The sequence below is a fragment of the Sandaracinobacteroides saxicola genome, assembly GCF_014117445.1.
In the GTDB taxonomy this organism is placed as follows: Bacteria; Pseudomonadota; Alphaproteobacteria; order Sphingomonadales; family Sphingomonadaceae; genus Sandaracinobacteroides_A; species Sandaracinobacteroides_A saxicola.
This window is the reverse complement of sequence record NZ_CP059851.1, coordinates 120,058-139,055: the sequence shown is the minus strand read 5'-3', so window position 1 is coordinate 139,055 and position 18,998 is coordinate 120,058. Positions and strand designations below refer to the sequence as shown.

Genomic DNA, 18,998 nt, shown 5'->3' with positions numbered 1-18,998 from the left:
CTGTGCTGCATATATATTCAGCACAGACCGGCGGGCGGCGCAACCGTGGCGCGTGACGCTCAGCGCGTGATCGCCGACGACCCGCGTTTTATCAGCGTGCCGGGCACCAGCAGCGTCTGCGGCTCGGCGGCGGCATTGCCCACCCGCTCCAGCAGCAGCCGCACCGCCGCCGTCGCCATCGCCTCCACCGGCTGGCGGATGGTGGAGAGGTCATAGCTCGGCCAGCCCGCCGCCGGCAGGTCGTCGAAGCCCACGATGGCGATGTCCTGCGGCACCCGCAGCTTCAGGTCGTGCCGCGCCGCGTCCAGCGCGCCGAACGCCATCAGGTCGGACGCCGCAAACACCGCCGTCGGCACCACCACGGCACGCATCATCTCGTGCATCGCCGCCCGGCCGCTTTCGAAACTATAATCCCCCTCCACCCGCGCCGTCAGGAACGCCCCCACGCTCGCCAGCGTCGAGACAAAGCCCCATTCCCGGTCCTCGCTGGTGCGATCCACCCGCGTGCCGGCGATGAACCCCAGCTGGCGGTGGCCGTTGCCTGCCAGATGTTCCGCCACCATCGCGCCGCCGCGCCGGTTCTCGATCCGGACCGAGCTGACGTTCGGCTGCGAGGCATAGCGGTTGTACAGCACGACCGGCACGCCGACCTTGGCGCAGGCCTCCCCCACCTCCGCCGACAGCGCCGCCGAAATCATGATCACGCCATCGACGCGATATTTCAGCACCTCCTCCACCGCGGCCTCCACATCCTGCCCGTCGGTCAGCGAGAACAGCAGCACGTGCAGCCCGCGCTCCTGCAACCCCAGCGAGAAGGCGTTGATGGTGCGGGCATAGTGCGGATTGGCGATGTCGCCGGTCATCAGCGCGACGATGTTGGTGCGCTTGGTGATCAGGCTGCTGGCCAGCGCATTGGGCCGATAGCCCAGCTGCGCCGCCGCCGCGCGCACCTTTTCCCGCGTGGCGACGGAGACGATGGCACCGGGCGAGAAGGCGCGCGACACCGCCGATTGGGAGACGCCGGCCAGCCGGGCGACATCGGTCGAGGAAGCGCGTTTCGGTTTGGGCACCGCCGCACCTTAAGCAACGCACCGCGCGAAACAAGAGCTTGCAAATATATGCAGTTTGCTGTTGCATATATATTCAGTTTGTCGCACCTTTGCCGCCGCAACCGCCGATGTGCCCGAAGAAGGGCCGGGGCGATGCCCGATGGCAATTGTGGCACGAAGGGGGAAAAGCACATGCAGATCGCACCGATGAACATCATCCTGGCCTCCGTCAGCCTGCTGGCGCTGACGGGTGCCGCCCAGGCGCAGACCGCGGCGAAGGCCGACACCGGCGGGCTGGAGGATATCATCGTCACCGCGCAGAAACGCGCCGAGAATATCCAGGACGTGTCGATCGCCATCCAGGCCGTGACCGCCGCCGGTCTCGAACGCTCGGGCATCACCGATGTCAGCCGGATCGAGCTGATCACGCCCGGCCTCACCTTCGCCCGCTATGGTCCCGACGCCAAGATCTCGCTGCGCGGCGCCAATTCCAACAACACCTTCCTCGACGCCGCGCCCTCGGTCGGGGTCTTCGTCGACGGCGTCTACAAACCCCGCGCCTCGCAACAGACCCGCGCCTTTTTCGATGTCTCCCGCATGGAAGTGCTGAAAGGCCCGCAGGGCACGCTCTATGGCCGCAACACGCTCGCCGGTGCCGTCAACCTCTACACCAACGCCCCCAGCACCACCGGCTTCGCCGCCGGCGCCACCGTCTCCTACGCGCGCTTCAACACGCTGCGCACCGAAGGCTTCGTCAACGCGCCGCTGTCGGATTCCTTCGCCGTGCGCCTTGCCGGCTATTACGAGCGCGGCGATGGCTATGTGAAGAACCTGAACGGCGAGAATCTCGGCACCATCGACACCGTCGCCTTCCGCGGCTCGGCGCGCTATGCCCCCGCCGGCGGCGGCGACCTGACGCTGCGTGTCACCAATGTGCGTGAACGCGGCAATGTCGCCGGCTTGTTCGCCTATACCGGCGTCTGCCGCAACCTGAACGCTCAAGGGTTGACCGATCCCTATGGCACCACCAAGGATTGCCGCAACCCGCGGCGCGGTGCCGCCGGCACGCGCGATTTCAACCCCAATGACCCGCACACGGTGAACAAGGACTTCGTCCACAACGACCGCATCGACGAGTTCAACGCCACGCTGGAGGGCAATTATCCGCTCGCCGACACGCTCGATGGCAAGATCATCGCCAGCTACACCGACTTCAAGCTCGATGTCGGTCAGGACAATGACTTCAGCGAAGCGCCGATCGCCGCCGATTTCCTGCGCGAGCGGGTGAAATCCTACACGCTGGAACTGCAACTCGCCTCCCGCGATACCGGCCGCTTCAAATATAACCTCGGCGGCTATGCCTCGCGGGACAAGATCCAGTTTCTCAGCGCCTCGCTGCGCTACCTCGTCACCGATGATTTCAACAACGCCATCCGCCCGCTGGTGACGACGCCCGACGGCATCACGGTCCGTGTGCTCAACCCCACGCCGATCCTGGTGAACCAGATCAACATGGGCGATCCGACGGTTGCCAACCGCAACGGCCGCAACTCCAACACCTTCCAATATGTCAACGTCACCACGCTCGGCGCCTTCGGCCAGGCCAGCTACGAACTCATCGATTCACTGCGCGTCGTCGGCGCCATCCGCTACTCGATCGACAAGAAGGATTCGGTCAACTTCAACGGGCCGACCTCCTATCGCGGCCCGCAATTCCCGCTGTTCGCGCCGATCACCGTCGATGGCTTCTCCACCGACCCGGCGCTCGCCACCAGCAGGACCAAGCGCGACTATAGCAACGTCACCTGGCGCGGCGCGGTCGAGTTCGACGCCGGCGAGGATGTGCTGGTCTTCGCGCAGGTCTCCACCGGTTTCCTCTCGGGCTCGCTGGCGACCGACGGCACCACCACCGGCGACCAGAAGTCGATCAACTACGAGCTCGGCATCAAGAGCCGTTTCATGGACAATCGCGTCCAGTTCAACGGCTCGATCTATCACACCAAATACAAGAACCTGGTCACCAGCTTCCAGCGGCTGAACGCCTCGGGCAGCGTCGACACCATCGCGGTCAACGGCGGCGACATCAAGACGACGGGCGTCGAAGCCGCGTTGGAAATCCTGCCGGTCGAGAATTTCCGCGTGACACTGACCGCCAACTATCTCGATTCGAAATTCGGTGCCTACAGCGTGCTGGCCCCGCACCAGACCGTCAAGGGCCTGGGGCAGCCGACCGCGCGCTTCATCAGCCTGCGCGGCCTGCGGCCGCAATTCGCGCCGGAGTTCACCGCCAGCGTCATCGGCGCCTATGACATCGACCTGGGCGACATGGGCCGGCTGACGCCGCAGGTGCAGTTCTTCTTCTCCAGCGCCTATTCAGCACAGACGCAGGTCTCCTTCCTCGACAACAACGGCGACCAGAAGGCCTTCACCAAGACCGACCTGCGCGTCAGCTGGAGCAGCGCCAACGACCGCTTCGGTATCGATGCCTATGTCGAGAATATCGAGAACAGCATCGTCAACCAGCGCACCGTCTATGGCGGCGACGGCATCAACCAGACCACCTGGAGCCTGCCCACCAACTATGGCGTGCGCCTCCGCGCCAAATTCTGACGACCGTGCGATAGATCGCGCAGAGCGGGCTGCAAACGGCGATTTGCTGTGCCCCGGTGCTCACGTGCGTCAAGCACGCTGCGCTCCGGTGCGCGCAAATCACCGTTTTCGCCACCCCCCGCGCAATTTCTCACGCGGTCGTCGCGCACGCAATGATTCAATGAATGTCGTCGCCCTCCGCCATCGCCCGGCGGATGGCCTCCACGCCGAACCCCGGCTGCGCGGCGGCCTCCAGGATCAGCCGCTCGCGCGCGATGATCACCTCGATCGCATGCGGCAGGCGGGCCGCCGCGTCGCGGTCGATCGTCACCGCGCCATGCCGGTCGGCATGGATCAGGTCGCCGTCGCGCACCGGCATCCCCAATATCTCGACATCGCCGCCCACCTGCTCGATGCGGACGAAGGCATGGCTCGGCGTGACGCAGCCGGCGACGATGGGAAAGTCCGGCGCCAGCATGTCGAGGTCGCGCACCGCGCCGTTGGTCAGCGCCCCGGCGCATCCCAGCGCGCGATGGACCTTGGAATTGACCTCTCCCCAAAAGGCGCCCAGCCCGACATCATGGTCCAGGTCCTGGATCACCGCGATGGTCGGCACCCCGCCACCTGCGACATGGGCATAGTAACGCAGCCGCAGCGCCCGCGCCTCCGCCGCTGCCATCGAACTTGGCGCGGCGCTGCGCAGCGTCGCCGTCCGCGCGAAGCCCACCATCGGCGGCAGCGCCGGGAACGGGCAGACCATGGTGCGCCGCGTGAAGCCGGTCGCGCGCCGGCCGCCGGTCGCCAGCTCCAGCGCATTGCAGATGGTCGGCGTGTCGAACGCCCGCAACCGCGCCAGCAACGCCGCGTCGACCCCGTCACCCCAGCCCATGGTCATCCCTCCCGCAAAGGCCCGCCACCGGGGATCGCATCGCCCGGACGTCTGGAAGCTGCATATATATGCATGCCGCGATCGGCAAGGCAGGGGAGGTCGGGAAGGCCGCCCGCTGTCCCCCTTGGACGGCGGGCGGGCAGACGCTTGGTGGTCCGGATCAAAGCTCGCCACCGACCCAATGGGCGGCGCACAGGCGCCGGGCGAGCATCCAGGCCTGGCGGCGGATGTCAGGAACCGCGGTCATCTCCCAGAAGGCGCCGCGGCTGAGCGGGCCGACCAGATGCAGCCAGTCGCTGGGGCCGGCGTCAGTGAGTGCGCGGCACTGGGCGTCGGCGTCGAGGCCGAGGCCGAGCGCATCGCGGCGGACATCGCCGCGGGCCAGCAGCGCGCCGATCAGCGGATCGCCCGCGCGCGACGGATCGCCGGCGGGGCCGGTGCAGTTGACGAGATGGGCGACGCTGAGGCTGGTCTCGTCGCCATCGTGGCCGCGCCAGCGGACGGCGATACCCTCCGGCGACGGCACGGCGGCAACCATGCGGCCCGCCACCACCGAGAGGCGGCCGGTTTCGCGCAGCGCCCTGACATCCGCGGCGACCTCGGGGGCAAGGCGGTGGCGGTGAACGTCCCACCAGGGGCGAAGATGCCGCAGGAACTGGCGGCGCTCGTCAAGGGTGGCGCGCTGCCAGAGCGAGGCGGTGTAGGGGCGCAGGGCATCGACCGCGGAGCGCCAGCCGACGTCCGCCGCCCGCCGCCGGGTGGCGCGCAGCAACTCGGCGAGGCTGCCGCGCGGACAATCGGGCAACGGCGCCGGCGGGGCATCGGCATGCGCGCGCGGGGTGAGGCCGCGCCGCGACAGCGCGTGCAGCGGCGCCGGCCCGGCGCGCGCCAGGCTGAGCGCGACATCGACCATGGTCAGGCCCGTGCCGAGCAGCAGCACCGGGCCTGCGCGCACAAGGGCGGGCGCATCCAGCCGCCACGGGTCGGGGTGCCAGCGACCGGGGGGCAGCCTTGCCGGATCGACGCCCGGCGGCAGCACGGGCGGGAAATTGCCCGCGGCCAGGATGGTGGCACGCGCGGGCAGGAAGGGGCCGCCGTCCAGCGTGATGCCGGCGGGCGAGGCAGCGACGGCGCGGCCATGGTGGCGCGCCAGCATGCCGGGATGCGCGGCCTCGCTCTCCGCCAGAAGCTGCGCCAGATAGTCGGCATAGGCGCGGCGCGGCGCGAAGCCATGACCGTCCATGCCCTGGTGCGCCATCCAGCGGGCGAAATGGTCGGGGGCATCGGGAAGCGCGCTCATGTTGGCGGCACGGACGTTGAGCAGATGGCCGGGGGCGGCGCGGCCGAAGGCGAGGCCGCCACCGAAATGCCCGGAGGCGTCGATCAGGTCGACGGCGGCGCCGTGGCGCACCAGGTTGATCGCGCACATGGTGCCGGAAAATCCCGCACCGATGATGGCGACGCGCCCCACGGCCGATGACATGTTCAATGCTCCCGACCGGAACGCCACAGCGCGCGTCACCGATCTAGCCCCGTTTGCCCCGGAGTTGAAGCGCGACGGCTGCTCCTGCGGCCCCGCGCCTTCCTTGTCGGACCGGCCGTGCCAAACCCCCATTCTGATGGGATCAGAATGGGGGTCTATCTTTTGTTGTCGTGCACTCTTGTCGGAAAACCGCTTCACACTTTTGCGAAATGCACTCTAAATGCTCTTCGCCACCAGGGCGCGATGCCGCGCCTCGGCGTGGCGCAGCAGCCATGACGCCCAGCGGCTCAGCGTCACCGGCCGCAAATTGCCAAGGCCATTGATCGCTTCCTCCCGCGCCGGCAGGTGCAAGGTCACGCCGCGCGCCGCGGCGGCCTCGACCACCGCCGGCCAGCCCCGGATCACGCGCTGGAAGCAAACGACCGAAAGCCGGCTCTCGAACCGCATCACCGCGCGATGATAGAGCATCCAGCACAGCAGGGTGGTCGCCGGCCAGATGGGATAGCGCTGGCCGTTCCATCCCACCCGAGACCGCAGCCAGGTGGATTCCGCGATGGCCTTCGGATCGCGCACCAGCAACAGGACCGGCAGCTTCAACGCCACCGCGCGGCGCACTTCCCACGCGCGATGGTTGTGCGACAGGACCAGCGCATGCACATCACGGTCGACATTGCTGACCAGGAAGCTGTTGGCCGAATGGCGGTACCCCGCGATGCAGATGGCATTGCCCGTGGCGAGCGGCAGCCCGGCGGTTCCGACACCCCGCGTCAGTCCCATCAGGCCAATGCCGAAGAAGCGCAGCAGACGATAGGGCCAGACCCGGGTCGGAAACAGCAGATAGCTGAACAAGTAGCCGGCATTGTAAAGAAACGGGGCGAACCAGGTCCGGTCGCTCGACCGGATTGACGGCGTGTCCAGCCTCAGATCCACTTGATCCCCCTTTACGCAACAGAACAGGGCCCCGGACGCGACATGACAAGACCTGGATCGCGCCCACATGAAATATGGTTAATCATTCATCCTCCGCACTGTCGTACGTCGGCGGCAAAAGAAAACCCCCGGTCGCACGGCAGGCGACCGGGGGGGATATGACCCGTTCTGAATCTGCGGTCAGCCGATGGCGGCCCGCTGTCGGCGCAGCCCGGCGCCAACCAGCCCGAAACCGGCGATCAGCATCACCCAGGTGGCGCTTTCCGGCACCGCCGCATTCATCGCGCCCGCGTCGAAGCGGCCCAGCAGCGCCCCGCCCTCCAGCTGGTCACCCGGCAGGGCCACCACAGCCGAACCGCCGATGCGCACCCCGAAAGGCTCGAAAGTGCCCGCCGGCTCCCAGGGATCGCTGCCCACGCGGAACGCCTGATCCAGCAGCGGACTGGCGGGATAATTGGGCAGCAGCGCGTCAAAGGTCGACGTCCGCGACGATTCGAAACTGATCCAGTAGCTGCCCGGTGCCAGCGTCAGCGCCTGCCGTGTCGCCCCCCGCCAGGCGGCGCCGCCCGCCACGCTGCTGCTGCCCATCGACACGCCGCGCGCATAAAGCGCCGCGGACGATCCCGGCAGGCCCTTCGCGGCGCTGTACACGCGAATGGCAAAGGACCCGGCATTCACCACATCCATCCAATATTCCAGCGAGGTGATCACCGAGGCGCTGGACAGCGTGAATTTCCCCGCCCAGTTGACATTGGTGCCCCATTGCGATGCGCCGCCGGCGAGGACCCAGGCATCCGGCCCCGCGCCGGCCCCGGTATCCACCAGATATTGCGCCCGCGCCGGCATCACCGCCAACGACACCAGCGCCGCGGCAACGGTCAGCTTCATGCGATTGATCATGCGAACCCCACCTTGTTATCGCGCCTTTTCGACGCTGCGACCTTTAGCGTCGCTAGAACGGGTTCCGCATCGTTCGTCAATGCAGCGTCAAAGCCGAAGTGGATGGAAAGATTATAACTTAACTGACACATTAATTGGTATTTTTCCCGTCACCCCTGTCGAATCAGCGGCTTGCCTCCCGCGCCGCCCACGCGCTAGCACGTGGCAAAATCATGGTTAGCCGCAGGGAGACGAACATGGCCGGGCCACTCGACGGCATCCGAATCATCGAAATGGCGGGAATCGGCCCCGGGCCCTTTGCCGGCATGATGCTCGCCGACCATGGCGCGGAGGTGATCCGCATCGACCGCCCCGGTGCCCAGGCGCCCGAGCCGGTGCTGGGCCGCAACCGCAGATCGATCATCGTCGACCTGAAACATGCCGACGGCATCGCCACCGTGCGCGCGCTGGTGAAGACCGCCGACGGCTTCTTCGAAGGCCTGCGCCCCGGCGTCATGGAGCGCCTGGGCCTCGGCCCCGACACGCTGCTCGCGGACAATCCGCGCCTCGTCTATGGCCGCATGACCGGCTGGGGCCAGACCGGCCCCTATGCGCCCGCCGCCGGCCATGACATCAACTATATCGCGCTCGCCGGCGCCCTCCACGCCTATGGCCGCGCCGGTGACAAGCCGACGCCGCCGATCAACATGGTGGGCGATTTCGGTGGCGGCGGCATGATGCTCGCCTTCGGCATGACAGCCGCGCTGCTGCACGCGCAGAAGACCGGGCAGGGCCAGGTGATCGACTGCGCCATGACCGAGGGCGCCGCCGTGCTGATGGCGATGATCTGGGGCTTCCGCGGGCTGGGCATCTGGAAAGACGAGCGCGGCGTCAACCTGCTCGACACCGGCACGCATTTCTACGACAGCTATGAAACCGCCGACAGCCGGTGGATCTCGATCGGCAGCATCGAGCCGCAATTCTACGCCGAGCTGCGCGCCCGCACCGGCCTGGACCAGGATCCCGATTTCGACGCCCAGATGAACCCCGCCAGCTGGGGCCCGCTGAAGGCGAAGCTGACCGCGCTGTTCAAATCCCGGCCCCGCGCCCACTGGGACGCGCTGATGGAAACCACCGACGTCTGCTACGCCCCCATCCTCAGCATGGCGGAGGCGCCGGCTCACCCGCACAATGCCGCGCGCGGCAGCTTCGCCGACATCGGCGGCATGACCCAGCCGATGCCGGCGCCCCGCTACAGCGCCACCACGGTCCCCACCCCCACGCCCGCCCCGAAAGCCGGCGCAGACACGGACGCGCTGCTCGCCGAACTCGGCCTCGATGCCGCCGCGCTGAAGGCATCGGGCGCGGTGCGCTAACGCCTGGACGCAACCGCCGGGGAAAAGCCCGAACGCGCGGCGTAGTCAGGCGCAGAGGTTCCGATGTCGCTGCCCGTCTTCGCCCCCGCCATCGCCGCCAACCGCTTCGGCCTGGGCGCCCGCCCCGATGGGCCGGCCCCCGCGGACCCGCGCGCCGACCTCCTGGCGCAGCTCGACCGCTTCCGTGCCGACGCCTTTCCCGCCGTCGCCGGCAGCGCCGCCGTCACCGCCCGCCTCGTCGCGCTGCGCGAAACTTATGGGCAGGACCCCGCCGCCCGGATGGAGGCGCGCCGCATCGTCCGCAAACAGGCGCAGGATGATTACAGCCAGGCCGTGCGCGCCCGCGCCGTCACCGCCCTCACCACGGCCACGCCCTTTGCCGAACGGCTGGCACATTTCTGGGCCAACCATTTCACCGTCAGCGCCGACAAGCTGGAGACCCTCGGCCTCGCCCACACGCTGGAGGTGGAGGCGATCCGCCCCAACCTGAACCGCCGCTTCGCCGACCTGCTGCTTGCCGTCGTCCGCCATCCCGCCATGCTGCTCTACCTCGACCAGGCGCAGTCCATCGGCCCCGGCAGCGAGGTCGGCACCCGTGCCGCCGCGCGCCGCCCGCGCGCCGATGGCCAGCCGCCGCGCCCGGTCGGCCTCAACGAGAATCTCGCCCGCGAAATCCTCGAACTGCACACGCTCGGCGTCGACGGTGGCTACACCCAGGCCGATGTCAGCGAATTCGCCCGCGCGCTGACCGGCTGGAGCGTCGGAGGCTTTGCCCGGCGCGGGCCGCTTGCCCGCCTCAGCCGGGATGCCCCGGACGGCGCCTTCGTCTTCCAGCCGGCTTGGCACGAACCCGGCGACCGCCGCCTGCTCGGCACCCGCTATCGCCAGGGCGGTGCCACCCAGGCCGAGGCGATGCTCGCCACCCTCGCCAGCCACCCGGCCACCGCCCGCCACCTCGCCACCAAGCTCGCCCGTCATTTCGTCGCCGACAATCCGCCACCCGCCCTCGTCGCCCGCCTCGCCGACAGCTTCCTGCAGGGCCGCGGCGACCTGCCGACGCTCCACCGCGCCCTGGCCAGCGCCCCCGAAAGCTGGGCGGCCCCCGCCGCCAAGGTGCGCAGCCCCTGGGACTGGCTGATCGCCGCCCTGCGCGGCGCCGGCCTCAGCGACCTTCCCGGCTTCGGCATCGTGCCGGCCCTCAACGCGCTCGGCCAGCCGCCCTGGCGGCCCGGCTCCCCTGCCGGCTGGGGGGACACCGCCGCCACCTGGGCCGCGCCCGACGCGCTGATGCGCCGCGTCGAGACCGCGCAGCGCCTCGCCGCCCTGCTCCCCGCCGCGCTCGACGCCCGCACGCTGGCCCCCCGCCTGCTGCCCGGCACGCTGACGCCCACCACCGCCAACGCCATCACCGCGGCGGACAGCGGCGCCCAGGCGCTCGCCCTCCTCTTCCTCTCGCCGGAGTTCCTGCGCCGATGATCAGCCGCCGTCTCCTGCTCGGCACCGGCCTTGCCGCCGGCCTGCTGCCCGGCCTCGCCTTCGCCGCCGCGCCCACCCCGCGCCGCTTCGTCTTCATCATCCTGCGCGGCGCCATGGACGGCCTCGACACCGTCATCCCCGGCGCCGACCCGGGCTATGCCGCCGCGCGCGGCGCGCTGGTCGTGGAAAACCCGTTGCCGCTGCCCGGCGGGCTGTTCGGCCTGCACCCGGCGCTCGCCCAGACCGCCGCGCTCGCCGCGCGGGGCCAGGCCGGCTTCGTCCACGCCGTCGCCAGCCCCTATCGCGACCGCAGCCATTTCGATGGCCAGGACGTGCTGGAAAGCGGGGCCGCCGCCGTCCATGCCCTGCGCGATGGCTGGATGAACCGGCTGACCGGGGCGCTCGCCGGCAGCAGCGCGGTCGCCATCGCGCCCGTGATCCCGCTGGCGCTGAAAGGCCCGGCGAACGTCACCAGCTATGCCCCCAGCAACCTGCCCGACGCGCAGGAAGCGCTGCTGTCGCGCGTCACCCGCCTCTACGCCGCCGACCCGCTGCTGCACCCGCTGTGGAGCGAGGCGCTGAGCGCCCGCACGCTGGCCAGCGGCATGGCCGACCCCACCGGCAACCGCGCCGAACCGCAGGCACTGGCGAAGATCGCCGCCACCTTCCTCGCCCAGGCCAACGGTCCCCGCCTCGCCACGCTGGAAATCGGCGGCTGGGATACCCACAGCGGCCAGAAAGGCCGTCTCGCCAACCAGCTGCGGCAACTGGATGGCGCCATCGCCGCGCTTGCCTCCGGCCTTGGCCCTCTTTGGGCGGACACGCTGGTGCTCGCCGCCACCGAATTCGGCCGCACCGTCGCCGTCAACGGCACCGGCGGCACCGATCATGGCACCGGCGGCGCCGCCCTCGTCGCCGGCGGCGGCCTTGCCGCCTTCCCCCGCCTGTCGGGCCGCGTGCTGGCGGACTGGCCCGGCCTTGCCCCCGCCGCCCGGTTCGAGGGGCGCGACCTGCGCCCCACCACCGACCTCCGCGCCCTCATCCTCACCCTCGCCGCCGGCCATTTCGCGCAGGACCCGGCCCGCCTTGCCCGCCAGCTCTTCCCCGACGCCCCGCCGCCACCGCTGACCCTCTGACCCCTCGCCAAACGCCGCCGCCCGGCCTACCAACCGTGCGTGACCAACCGCCCCGCGCCCCTTGTCCCCGCCGACCGCGGCGCGACCATCGCGCTCTGGCATGACTGTGGCCTGACCCGGCCGTGGAACGATCCGGGCAGCGATTTCGACCGGGCGCTGTCAGGCCCCGCCTCCACGATCCTCGGTCTGCACGATGCTGTCGGGCTGGCCGGTACCGTCATGGTCGGTCACGACGGCCATCGCGGCTGGGTCTATTATCTCGCCGTTGCCCCGGCCCGCCAGAGACACGGCCTCGGCCGCGCCCTGATGACCGCCGCCGAGGCCTGGCTGCTGCGACATGGCGTGCCGAAACTGAACCTGATGGTGCGTGCCGACAACGCCGTCGCACAGGGCTTCTACCAGGCTATCGGCTATACCCTGTCCGATGTGACCGTACTGCAAAAGGGCCTTGCATGACCGCGCGCTTCGCCACCGTCGCCACCCGCGGTCGCCAGCATCCCGACACGCCTGACGGCACGCGCACCCCGTTCGCCCGCGACCGCGACCGGCTGATCCACTGCACCGCCTTCCGCCGCCTGCGCTACAAGACCCAGGTGTTCGTCGCGCCCGATGGCGACCATTTCCGCGTCCGCCTGACGCACAGCCTCGAGGTCGCGCAGCTCGCCCGCAGCGTGGCGCGCAGCCTGGGCCTGAACGAGGACCTGACCGAACTGCTGGCGCTCGGCCACGACCTCGGCCACCCGCCCTTCGGCCACAGCGGCGAGGACGCGCTGACCGCCGCCATGGCGCCCTGGGGCGGCTTCGACCACAACGGCCACACGGTGCGCATCCTCACCCGGCTGGAGGCGCGCACGCCTGCCTACCCCGGCCTCAACCTGGGCTGGGAGGCGCTGGAAGGCCTCGCCAAGCACAACGGCCCCGTGCCCCGCCCCGGCTGGGCGCTGGCAGAGGCGGACGCCGCCTTCCCGCTCGATCTCGCCAGCCACGCCGGGCTGGAGGCGCAGGTCGCCGCCATCGCGGACGACATCGCCTACAATGCCCACGACCTGGACGACGGGCTGCGTGCCGGGCTGCTGACGCTCGACCAGGTGCTGGCCGATGTGCCGCTGCTCGCCGACCTGTGGCACGGCGTCGAAACCCGCTTCCCCGGCACGCCCGCCCGTCGCCTGCGCCCGCAACTGGTCCGCGACCTCATCGGCCTGATGCTGGGCGACGTGCTCGGCGAAACCCGGCAAAACCTCGCCGCACTCGACCCCCGCCACCCCGACGACATCCGCGGCGCCGGGCAAACCATCGCGCGCTTCTCCGCCGCCTTCGCCCCGCACGACCGCGCGCTGAAAGCCTTCCTCCGCCGCGCGCTTTACACCCACCCCAGCGTCAACGCCGTGCGCGAGCCCGCGGCCGCCGTCGTCACCGCGCTGTTCGCCGGCTTCCGCGCCGACCCCGCCACCCTGCCCGACCGCTGGTTCGAGACGCTGCCCGAGGGCGACCCCGCCCGCGCCCGCCACATCGCGGATTATATCGCCGGCATGACCGACCGTTTCGCGCTGAATGAACACAAGCGCCTTTACGGCAGCCAGCCCTTTCGGCCAGACATGACGCCATGACGCTGACGATCCGCGATTTCACCGACGACCTCGCCCCCGCATTCCACGCCATCAACGCCGAATGGATCGAGGGCATGTTCACGCTGGAGGAAAACGACCGCCTCCTTCTCGAAAACCCCCGCACGCTCATCATCGACCGCGGCGGCGTCATCCTGTTCGCCGAAGACCCCGACCTGGGCATCATCGGCACCGTCGCGCTGATGAAGGCCGGCGACGGCGTCTATGAACTCACCAAGATGGGCGTGCTCGCCCGCGCCCAGGGCATGAAGGCCGGCGAAGCCCTCCTCGCCGCCGCGCTGGACCGCGCGCGAACCATGGGCATCACCACCCTTTACCTGCTCACCAACAGGATCTGCGCGCCGGCCATCCACCTCTACGAAAAACTGGGCTTCACCCACGACGCCGACATCATGGCCCGCTACGGCACACGATACGCCCGCTGCGACGTCGCCATGCGCTGGACTCCCCTGTCCCGCCTTGCGGGAGAGGGCGACTCGCGCGACAGCGCGTGCGGGGTGAGGGTCGGCGCGGTCGCAGAACCAACATGAAAACATGCTTCCCGGCCGTCGGCGCTCTCCTCCTCGCCCCCCTCCTCCTCGCGGCCGCGCCGCCCGCGCCGTCTCCCAATGAGGTCGTCGCCCAAGCACCGGCCGCCGACTGGATCACCATCCCCGCCACCGACCTCCTCGTCATGGACCTCCCGCCCCTCGCCAACAAACCGCGCCGCGTCGTCATCCAGCTCATCCCGCTGCCGTTCAGCATGCCATGGGTCGCCAATGTCCGCAGACTAGCAAGGGCAGCGTGGTACGACGGCACCGCCATTGTCCGGGTCCAGGACAATTATGTTACGCAATGGGGCGACCCTGATGGTGAAGACCCCATAAAAGCAAAACGACTGCCGCCCCTCCTGTCGACGTCCAATGCCCGATACACCGCATCGCCAAAAATCGGCATGATTTTCACGACATCATTCGATCCTACGGACGGTCAAGAGTTCCGCGACATTGGATTGCAGGTTTTTTACGCAACTCGGCTGAAAGGGCTTTTGAAGAGCGCCAAGCCCACGAAAGACCCTTATGCCCCCTCCGCGCATAACGTAATCGGCTGGCCCCTCGCCTCAGACGGCAAGCGCATCTGGCCCGTCCACTGCTACGGCATGGTCGGCGTCGGCCGCGGCATGCCGCCCGATGCCGGCAGCGGCGCCGAACTCTACACCGTCATCGGCCACGCCCCGCGCCATCTCGACCGCAACATCGCCCTCGTCGGCCGGGTCGTGCAAGGCATCGAACATCTCAGCAGCCTGCCCCGCGGCACCGGCCCGCTCGGCTTCTACGAAACGCCGGCCGAACGCACGCCCATCACCCGCATCCGCCTCGCCAGCGACCTGCCCGCCACCGAACAACCCCGCCTGCAATATCTCTCCACCGAAAGCGCCAGCTTCGACGCTTACGCCGCCGCCCGCGCCAACCGCCGCGACCGCTTCTTCATCCACCCCGCCGGCGGCGCCGACATCTGCAACATCCCCGTCCCCATCCGAACCAAACCCTGACGGCAAAAACCCCCGGAGCCGGTGGCTCCGGGGGCTTCGCCAACCGTCACGCGCTCAGCGGCTGGCGATCACCGTCGCGCCCTGGCGCGCCACCACCGCATCCGCCCATTGCATCGCCGCCCGCAGGCTTTCGGCGCGGCACCGGGCGACATCGGCCGTTGCGTTCAGATCGCGGCCATCGGCCTTGCCGCACACCGCCTTCACCGCCACGCCGATCCGGCCGTGCAGCTCGGCCACACCCCGCGCCGACGCCAGGTTCAGGTCGGCGGTTTCGACATTCACCGACCTCACCCCTTCGGCCTGCACCGCGGCAAAGGCACCGAAAGCGGCAACGGCGGCGATCATCATCTTGAAGCTGGTCATCTCTCGTCTCCCATCGTCCGACCGGGGTCCCCAGGATTGGCGGCGTCTCCGGCGTGGCTCCCTTGTCCGCCGATCCTGCCCGACGAGACAGGGGCCGGGCCCGATGGCTGCCCGACCGATGCCCGACGAAATCCCGATTTCAGCCGTTCGACGGCATTTCCACCCGTCGCACCCGCCAGCGCCCGTCGCGCGCCACGCGCACCTGCCGCGCGCCCAGCGTGCCCTGCCCCCCAGCCGCCAGCCGCGCCATCAACCGCGCCAGGTCCGGCCCCCTTGGTTCCGGCTCCCCCAGCGCGCGCAGCAGCAACCGCCGCGCCAGCTCCTCGGGCAGCCCCGCCACATCCAGCAGCGCCGTACCCTCCCGCCGCTCGACCCGCCCGCGCCAGGCCTGCTCCGCCATCCAGCCCAGCGCCTCCTCCGCCGCCCGCAGGTGCGCCGCGCTGTCCGCCAGCCGCGCCGCGTCCAGCCACCCCGCCCCCGCCAGCAGCCGCCGCACCGCCGTCCGCGTGAAGCGCGCATCCTCGTTGGACGGATCGCTCACCACCGGCCAGTCCGGCGGCAGCGCCGCATGCAGGTCCGCCCGACGCACCCCCAGCAGGGGCCGCAGCAGCGTCACGCCGTCCCCCAAATCCCGCCGCGCCCGGATGCCCCCCAGCCCGCGCACGCCCGCGCCCCGGTTCAACCGCATCAACAGCGTCTCCGCCGCATCATCCGCCGTATGCGCCGTCAGCAGCCAGCGCACCCCCGCCGCCACGCACGCATCGCGCATCAGCGCATAGCGCGCCGCCCGCGCCGCCGCCTGCACGCCCGCCGCGGGCTTCGGCCCCTCCCAGCGCAGCGTCCGGTGCCCGATGCCCAACCGCCGGCACAGCATGCCAACCGCCGCCGCTTCCGCCGCCCCCTCCGCGCGCAGCGCATGATCCACCGTCAACGCCAGCAGCGCCTCCGGCTCCCATGCCGCCCGCGCCAGCGCCAGCATCGCCAGGCTGTCCGGGCCGCCGGAGACCGCCAGCGCGAACGGCGCCGCCGCCTCGCCCACGCCGGCCGCCAGCGCGCCGGTCAGCGCTTCCATCGCCCCAGCCGGTCCCAAAAGCGCGGCCACCATCCCGGCCCCGGCACCACCGTCAGCCGCAGCACCGCCGGCGCGCTTTCCCGGCCCAGGTGGTCCACCACGATCAGCTGCACCCGGTACCGCCCGGGCCGGTCAGGCGCCCGCAGCCGGATGTCGGGCAAAGCGGTCCGCCGGATGTCGCCGGGCTGCAGCGCCGGCGGCATCAGTCGCGGCTGAGCAGCGTGAAGCGATATTCCACGATCCGCCCCGGCGCCTCGTCCGACGAGCGCGCGCCGGACAGGCGAAAACTCGCGCCCGCCGCCACCCGGGGATCGATGCGCCGGCCATTGCCGTCCACCATGTCCAGCACCGCCGTCGGCCGGCCGACATCCTGCACGATCACGTCCAGAAAGGCGGGATCGGATTCATTGCCGGAATCATCCACCGCCACCAGCCGGAAGCGGTTGGCGCCAAGGGGCAGCGGATTGGCGGCACCGACCGTCACCTCCACCGTCGGATCGGCCTGCACCACCGGCACATCGGGATTGAACGTCGCCATCCGCCTGTCTCCCTATCGGCACTTCGCTTCCGTCCGCGCCGCGTCGGCGTCGGTCTTCAACTGCCCCGTCAGCTTGTCGGGATAGGCGCTCGCCAGCTGGTCCAGCGCCTGGCAGGCCGCCTTCGGCTGTTTCATCGCGGTCAGCGCCTTGCCCAGCCACAACAGGCTGTTCGGCGCCCGCTCCCCGCGCGGATAATTCTGATAGCCGCTCAGGAACGCCTTCGCCGCCTGCGCATGCTGGCCCTGTTCCATCATCGCCCGCCCGGCCCAGAACTGGGCGTGGCCGGCACGCGCCGCCTTCGGGTTGGCGGTCACGAAATCCTGCAACGCCACCGCCGCCGCCGGATAATCCTTCGCCGTCCATTTGGCGAGCGCCGCGCGATAGGCCGCTTCCTCCGCCGCCGGGGTGCCCGCCGCCACCGGTTTCGCCGGCGCCGCCGCGGTGGCGGGCGGCGTGCCCGGCTTCGCCACCGGCGCCCCCGGTTTCACGCCCGGTTTCGCGCCTGCCGGCGGCACTGCCCCCGGCACCACCCCGGGCACGGTGGCCGGCATGCCGCCCGGCGGCGGCGCCACTGCCCCGCCCGGCGGGGTCACCGTCGCCCCGCCCGGTGGCGTTCCGCCCTCCAGCGTGGTCATGCGGAACTCGGCATCCGCCCGGAACTTCGCCAGCGCCTCATCGAGCTGCCGGGTGCGGAACTGCAACTGCTCCACCTGACCCGTCAGCGCCTTCTGCTGCCGCTCCAGCGCGTCCACCCGCACCGTCAGGTCCACCAGCGGGCTGGTCGCCGGCGTTCCCGGCGCCACCGTCGGCGCCGCGGGCGCGGCCGACACCGGCGCATTCTCCGGCTCGAAAAAGCGCTTGTCGCCGCCCGGAAACACTTGCCGCTGCACCGCGCGCATCTGGCTTTCCAGCGTGCCCACCCGCCGCTCCACTGCCGCCACGCTCCTTTGCGAGGCCGGCGGTTCCTGCGCCGGCAGCGGCGCCGCCAGCAGCATCAGCCCCAGAAACGCCGCCCTCATTGAACGGGCGTCGGCATGTTGGAGGCCTGGGCGTCCGCCGGCGCCACCGCCCGCGCGCCGGCCGCCACCCCGCCGCCCCGCGCGCGCAGCGCCGCCGCGTCCAGCGGCACATGCTTCACCGCCTGCGCCCGGCCGCCCAGCGGCGGGATCGCCACGCCACCCACGGTGACGGTCAACTCCCCGGCGCGCCCCGCGCGCAGCAACCATCCCGCCTCCGCCGGCGGCACGGTGAAACTCTGTCCCTTGCCCAGCGTGCCGTTGAACACCGAGCGCCCGCTCATCCGGTCATAGACCCGCATCCACACATCCTCGTTTGCCGTCAGGATCACGGTGTCGCCCTGCGGCGCGGCCGGCACCGCTCCCGCAGCCGCCGGTGCCCCCGCCGCCGATACCACGCCCGCCGGCGTGGCGGGTGCAACCGCGGGTGTCGAGGGTGCGGCCGGCGCTTCCACCACCGGCGGCGGCGGCGTCGCCGCGTCGAACCAGCCCATGCCCCAGGCCCAGGCCAGCCCCACCACGATCACCACCAGCACCGTCGCCGGCACTACCACCCGCGCCGTGGGCAGCCGGCGCTGGTCCAGCGGTTGCAGGTCATTCAGCTGCGGCACCGGCGCGGTCTTGTCGCTCTCCCGCCGGTAACGTTCCGCCGCCGCATCGGCATCCATGCCCACTGTGCGGGCAAAGGCCTTCACGAACCCCAGGCTATAGGTCAGCGCCGGCAGCCGGTCATGCTCGTCCGCCTCGATCAGGCTCAGGATCCCCGGCCGCACCTTGGTCCGGTCGGCCACGTCCGCCAGACTCAGCCCGGCGGCCTCGCGTGCGCCGCGCAGCGCCGCGCCGATCGTCACTGCCTCTTGTTCAGCGTCCACCAACACCCGTCTCCCGGGCTGTCTCTCCGTCCGATGCGACCCAGCGGAGACAGCCTTGCCACGCCCCCCACCGTCCTATCGCCCGCGTGCGCCAAAGGCAACGCCACAGCCCGCCCTTGCTGCAATACAGCATCTCGGCTATGGCCGCGCGCCAAGACCTCCCCCTTTCGCAA

At 70.3% G+C, this 18,998-nt stretch carries 19 protein-coding genes; 8 read left to right on the top strand and 11 right to left on the bottom strand.

Annotation, left to right across the window (positions count from 1 at the left end; all coding sequences use genetic code 11):
• Positions 1-59: 59 nt before the first annotated feature.
• Positions 60-1,070, bottom strand: a complete 1,011-nt coding sequence (locus H3309_RS00660; RefSeq protein ID WP_182296544.1) for a LacI family DNA-binding transcriptional regulator — start codon at positions 1,068-1,070, stop codon at positions 60-62.
• Between the two features lie 171 nt (positions 1,071-1,241).
• Between H3309_RS00660 and H3309_RS00655 the strand changes: the two genes are divergently transcribed.
• Positions 1,242-3,659: a TonB-dependent receptor gene (locus H3309_RS00655; protein WP_182296542.1), complete on the top strand. Its 2,418-nt coding sequence runs from the start codon at positions 1,242-1,244 to the stop codon at positions 3,657-3,659.
• 157 nt (positions 3,660-3,816) lie between these two features.
• Here the strand turns inward: H3309_RS00655 and H3309_RS00650 are convergent, their stop codons facing one another.
• The 4 genes from H3309_RS00650 to H3309_RS00635 all read right to left on the bottom strand — a co-directional run bounded on the left by H3309_RS00650 (position 3,817) and on the right by H3309_RS00635 (position 7,840).
• Positions 3,817-4,533: an RraA family protein gene (locus tag H3309_RS00650; RefSeq protein ID WP_182296541.1), complete on the bottom strand. Its 717-nt coding sequence runs from the start codon at positions 4,531-4,533 to the stop codon at positions 3,817-3,819.
• A gap of 154 nt (positions 4,534-4,687) precedes the next feature.
• Complete coding sequence (locus H3309_RS00645; protein ID WP_182296539.1) at positions 4,688-6,010, bottom strand: FAD/NAD(P)-binding protein; 1,323 nt, start codon at positions 6,008-6,010, stop codon at positions 4,688-4,690.
• 216 nt (positions 6,011-6,226) lie between these two features.
• On the bottom strand, positions 6,227-6,940 hold the full coding sequence (locus H3309_RS00640) for a hypothetical protein (protein WP_182296537.1): 714 nt from the start codon (positions 6,938-6,940) through the stop codon (positions 6,227-6,229).
• Positions 6,941-7,120: 180 nt separating this feature from the next.
• Entirely contained in the window at positions 7,121-7,840 is a 720-nt protein-coding gene (locus H3309_RS00635; RefSeq protein ID WP_243453790.1) for a PEPxxWA-CTERM sorting domain-containing protein, read from the bottom strand.
• 236 nt (positions 7,841-8,076) lie between these two features.
• Between H3309_RS00635 and H3309_RS00630 the strand changes: the two genes are divergently transcribed.
• From H3309_RS00630 to H3309_RS00600, 7 genes are all read left to right on the top strand, one after another.
• Positions 8,077-9,195 carry a CaiB/BaiF CoA transferase family protein gene (locus tag H3309_RS00630; protein WP_182296535.1) on the top strand — a complete coding sequence of 373 codons (1,119 nt, stop codon included), beginning with the start codon at positions 8,077-8,079 and terminating at the stop codon, positions 9,193-9,195.
• Between the two features lie 63 nt (positions 9,196-9,258).
• Positions 9,259-10,671 carry a DUF1800 domain-containing protein gene (locus H3309_RS00625; protein WP_182296533.1) on the top strand — a complete coding sequence of 471 codons (1,413 nt, stop codon included), beginning with the start codon at positions 9,259-9,261 and terminating at the stop codon, positions 10,669-10,671.
• Entirely contained in the window at positions 10,668-11,807 is a 1,140-nt protein-coding gene (locus H3309_RS00620; RefSeq protein WP_182296531.1) for a DUF1501 domain-containing protein, read from the top strand. The genes H3309_RS00625 and H3309_RS00620 overlap by 4 nt, the downstream gene beginning before the upstream one ends.
• Positions 11,808-11,846: 39 nt before the next feature.
• The gene (locus tag H3309_RS00615; protein WP_182296529.1) at positions 11,847-12,263 is read left to right on the top strand and encodes a GNAT family acetyltransferase; all 417 of its coding nucleotides are present in this window, start codon (positions 11,847-11,849) and stop codon (positions 12,261-12,263) included.
• Positions 12,260-13,414: a deoxyguanosinetriphosphate triphosphohydrolase gene (locus H3309_RS00610; protein ID WP_182296527.1), complete on the top strand. Its 1,155-nt coding sequence runs from the start codon at positions 12,260-12,262 to the stop codon at positions 13,412-13,414. The genes H3309_RS00615 and H3309_RS00610 overlap by 4 nt, the downstream gene beginning before the upstream one ends.
• Complete coding sequence (locus tag H3309_RS00605) at positions 13,411-13,962, top strand: GNAT family N-acetyltransferase (protein WP_182296525.1); 552 nt, start codon at positions 13,411-13,413, stop codon at positions 13,960-13,962. Before H3309_RS00610 ends, H3309_RS00605 begins: the two co-directional genes overlap by 4 nt.
• On the top strand, positions 13,959-14,963 hold the full coding sequence (locus tag H3309_RS00600) for a peptidylprolyl isomerase (RefSeq protein ID WP_182296523.1): 1,005 nt from the start codon (positions 13,959-13,961) through the stop codon (positions 14,961-14,963). Before H3309_RS00605 ends, H3309_RS00600 begins: the two co-directional genes overlap by 4 nt.
• 54 nt (positions 14,964-15,017) lie before the next feature.
• Here H3309_RS00600 and H3309_RS00595 read toward each other — a convergent pair whose 3' ends face one another.
• From H3309_RS00595 to H3309_RS17500, 6 genes are all read right to left on the bottom strand, one after another.
• Positions 15,018-15,326 (bottom strand): UrcA family protein, encoded by a 309-nt coding sequence (locus tag H3309_RS00595; protein WP_182296521.1) that lies wholly within the window; start codon positions 15,324-15,326, stop codon positions 15,018-15,020.
• Positions 15,327-15,465: 139 nt separating this feature from the next.
• Positions 15,466-16,398 carry a tRNA lysidine(34) synthetase TilS gene (gene tilS / locus H3309_RS17605; protein ID WP_182296519.1) on the bottom strand — a complete coding sequence of 311 codons (933 nt, stop codon included), beginning with the start codon at positions 16,396-16,398 and terminating at the stop codon, positions 15,466-15,468.
• On the bottom strand, positions 16,386-16,601 hold the full coding sequence (locus H3309_RS00585) for a hypothetical protein (RefSeq protein ID WP_182296511.1): 216 nt from the start codon (positions 16,599-16,601) through the stop codon (positions 16,386-16,388). The genes tilS and H3309_RS00585 overlap by 13 nt, the downstream gene beginning before the upstream one ends.
• Positions 16,601-16,936: a hypothetical protein gene (locus tag H3309_RS00580; RefSeq protein ID WP_182296509.1), complete on the bottom strand. Its 336-nt coding sequence runs from the start codon at positions 16,934-16,936 to the stop codon at positions 16,601-16,603. Before H3309_RS00580 ends, H3309_RS00585 begins: the two co-directional genes overlap by 1 nt.
• A gap of 12 nt (positions 16,937-16,948) precedes the next feature.
• Positions 16,949-17,956: a tetratricopeptide repeat protein gene (locus H3309_RS00575; RefSeq protein WP_182296507.1), complete on the bottom strand. Its 1,008-nt coding sequence runs from the start codon at positions 17,954-17,956 to the stop codon at positions 16,949-16,951.
• Positions 17,953-18,825, bottom strand: coding sequence for a helix-turn-helix domain-containing protein (locus tag H3309_RS17500; RefSeq protein WP_182296505.1), 873 nt, complete (start codon positions 18,823-18,825; stop codon positions 17,953-17,955). The genes H3309_RS00575 and H3309_RS17500 overlap by 4 nt, the downstream gene beginning before the upstream one ends.
• Positions 18,826-18,998: the final 173 nt, after the last annotated feature.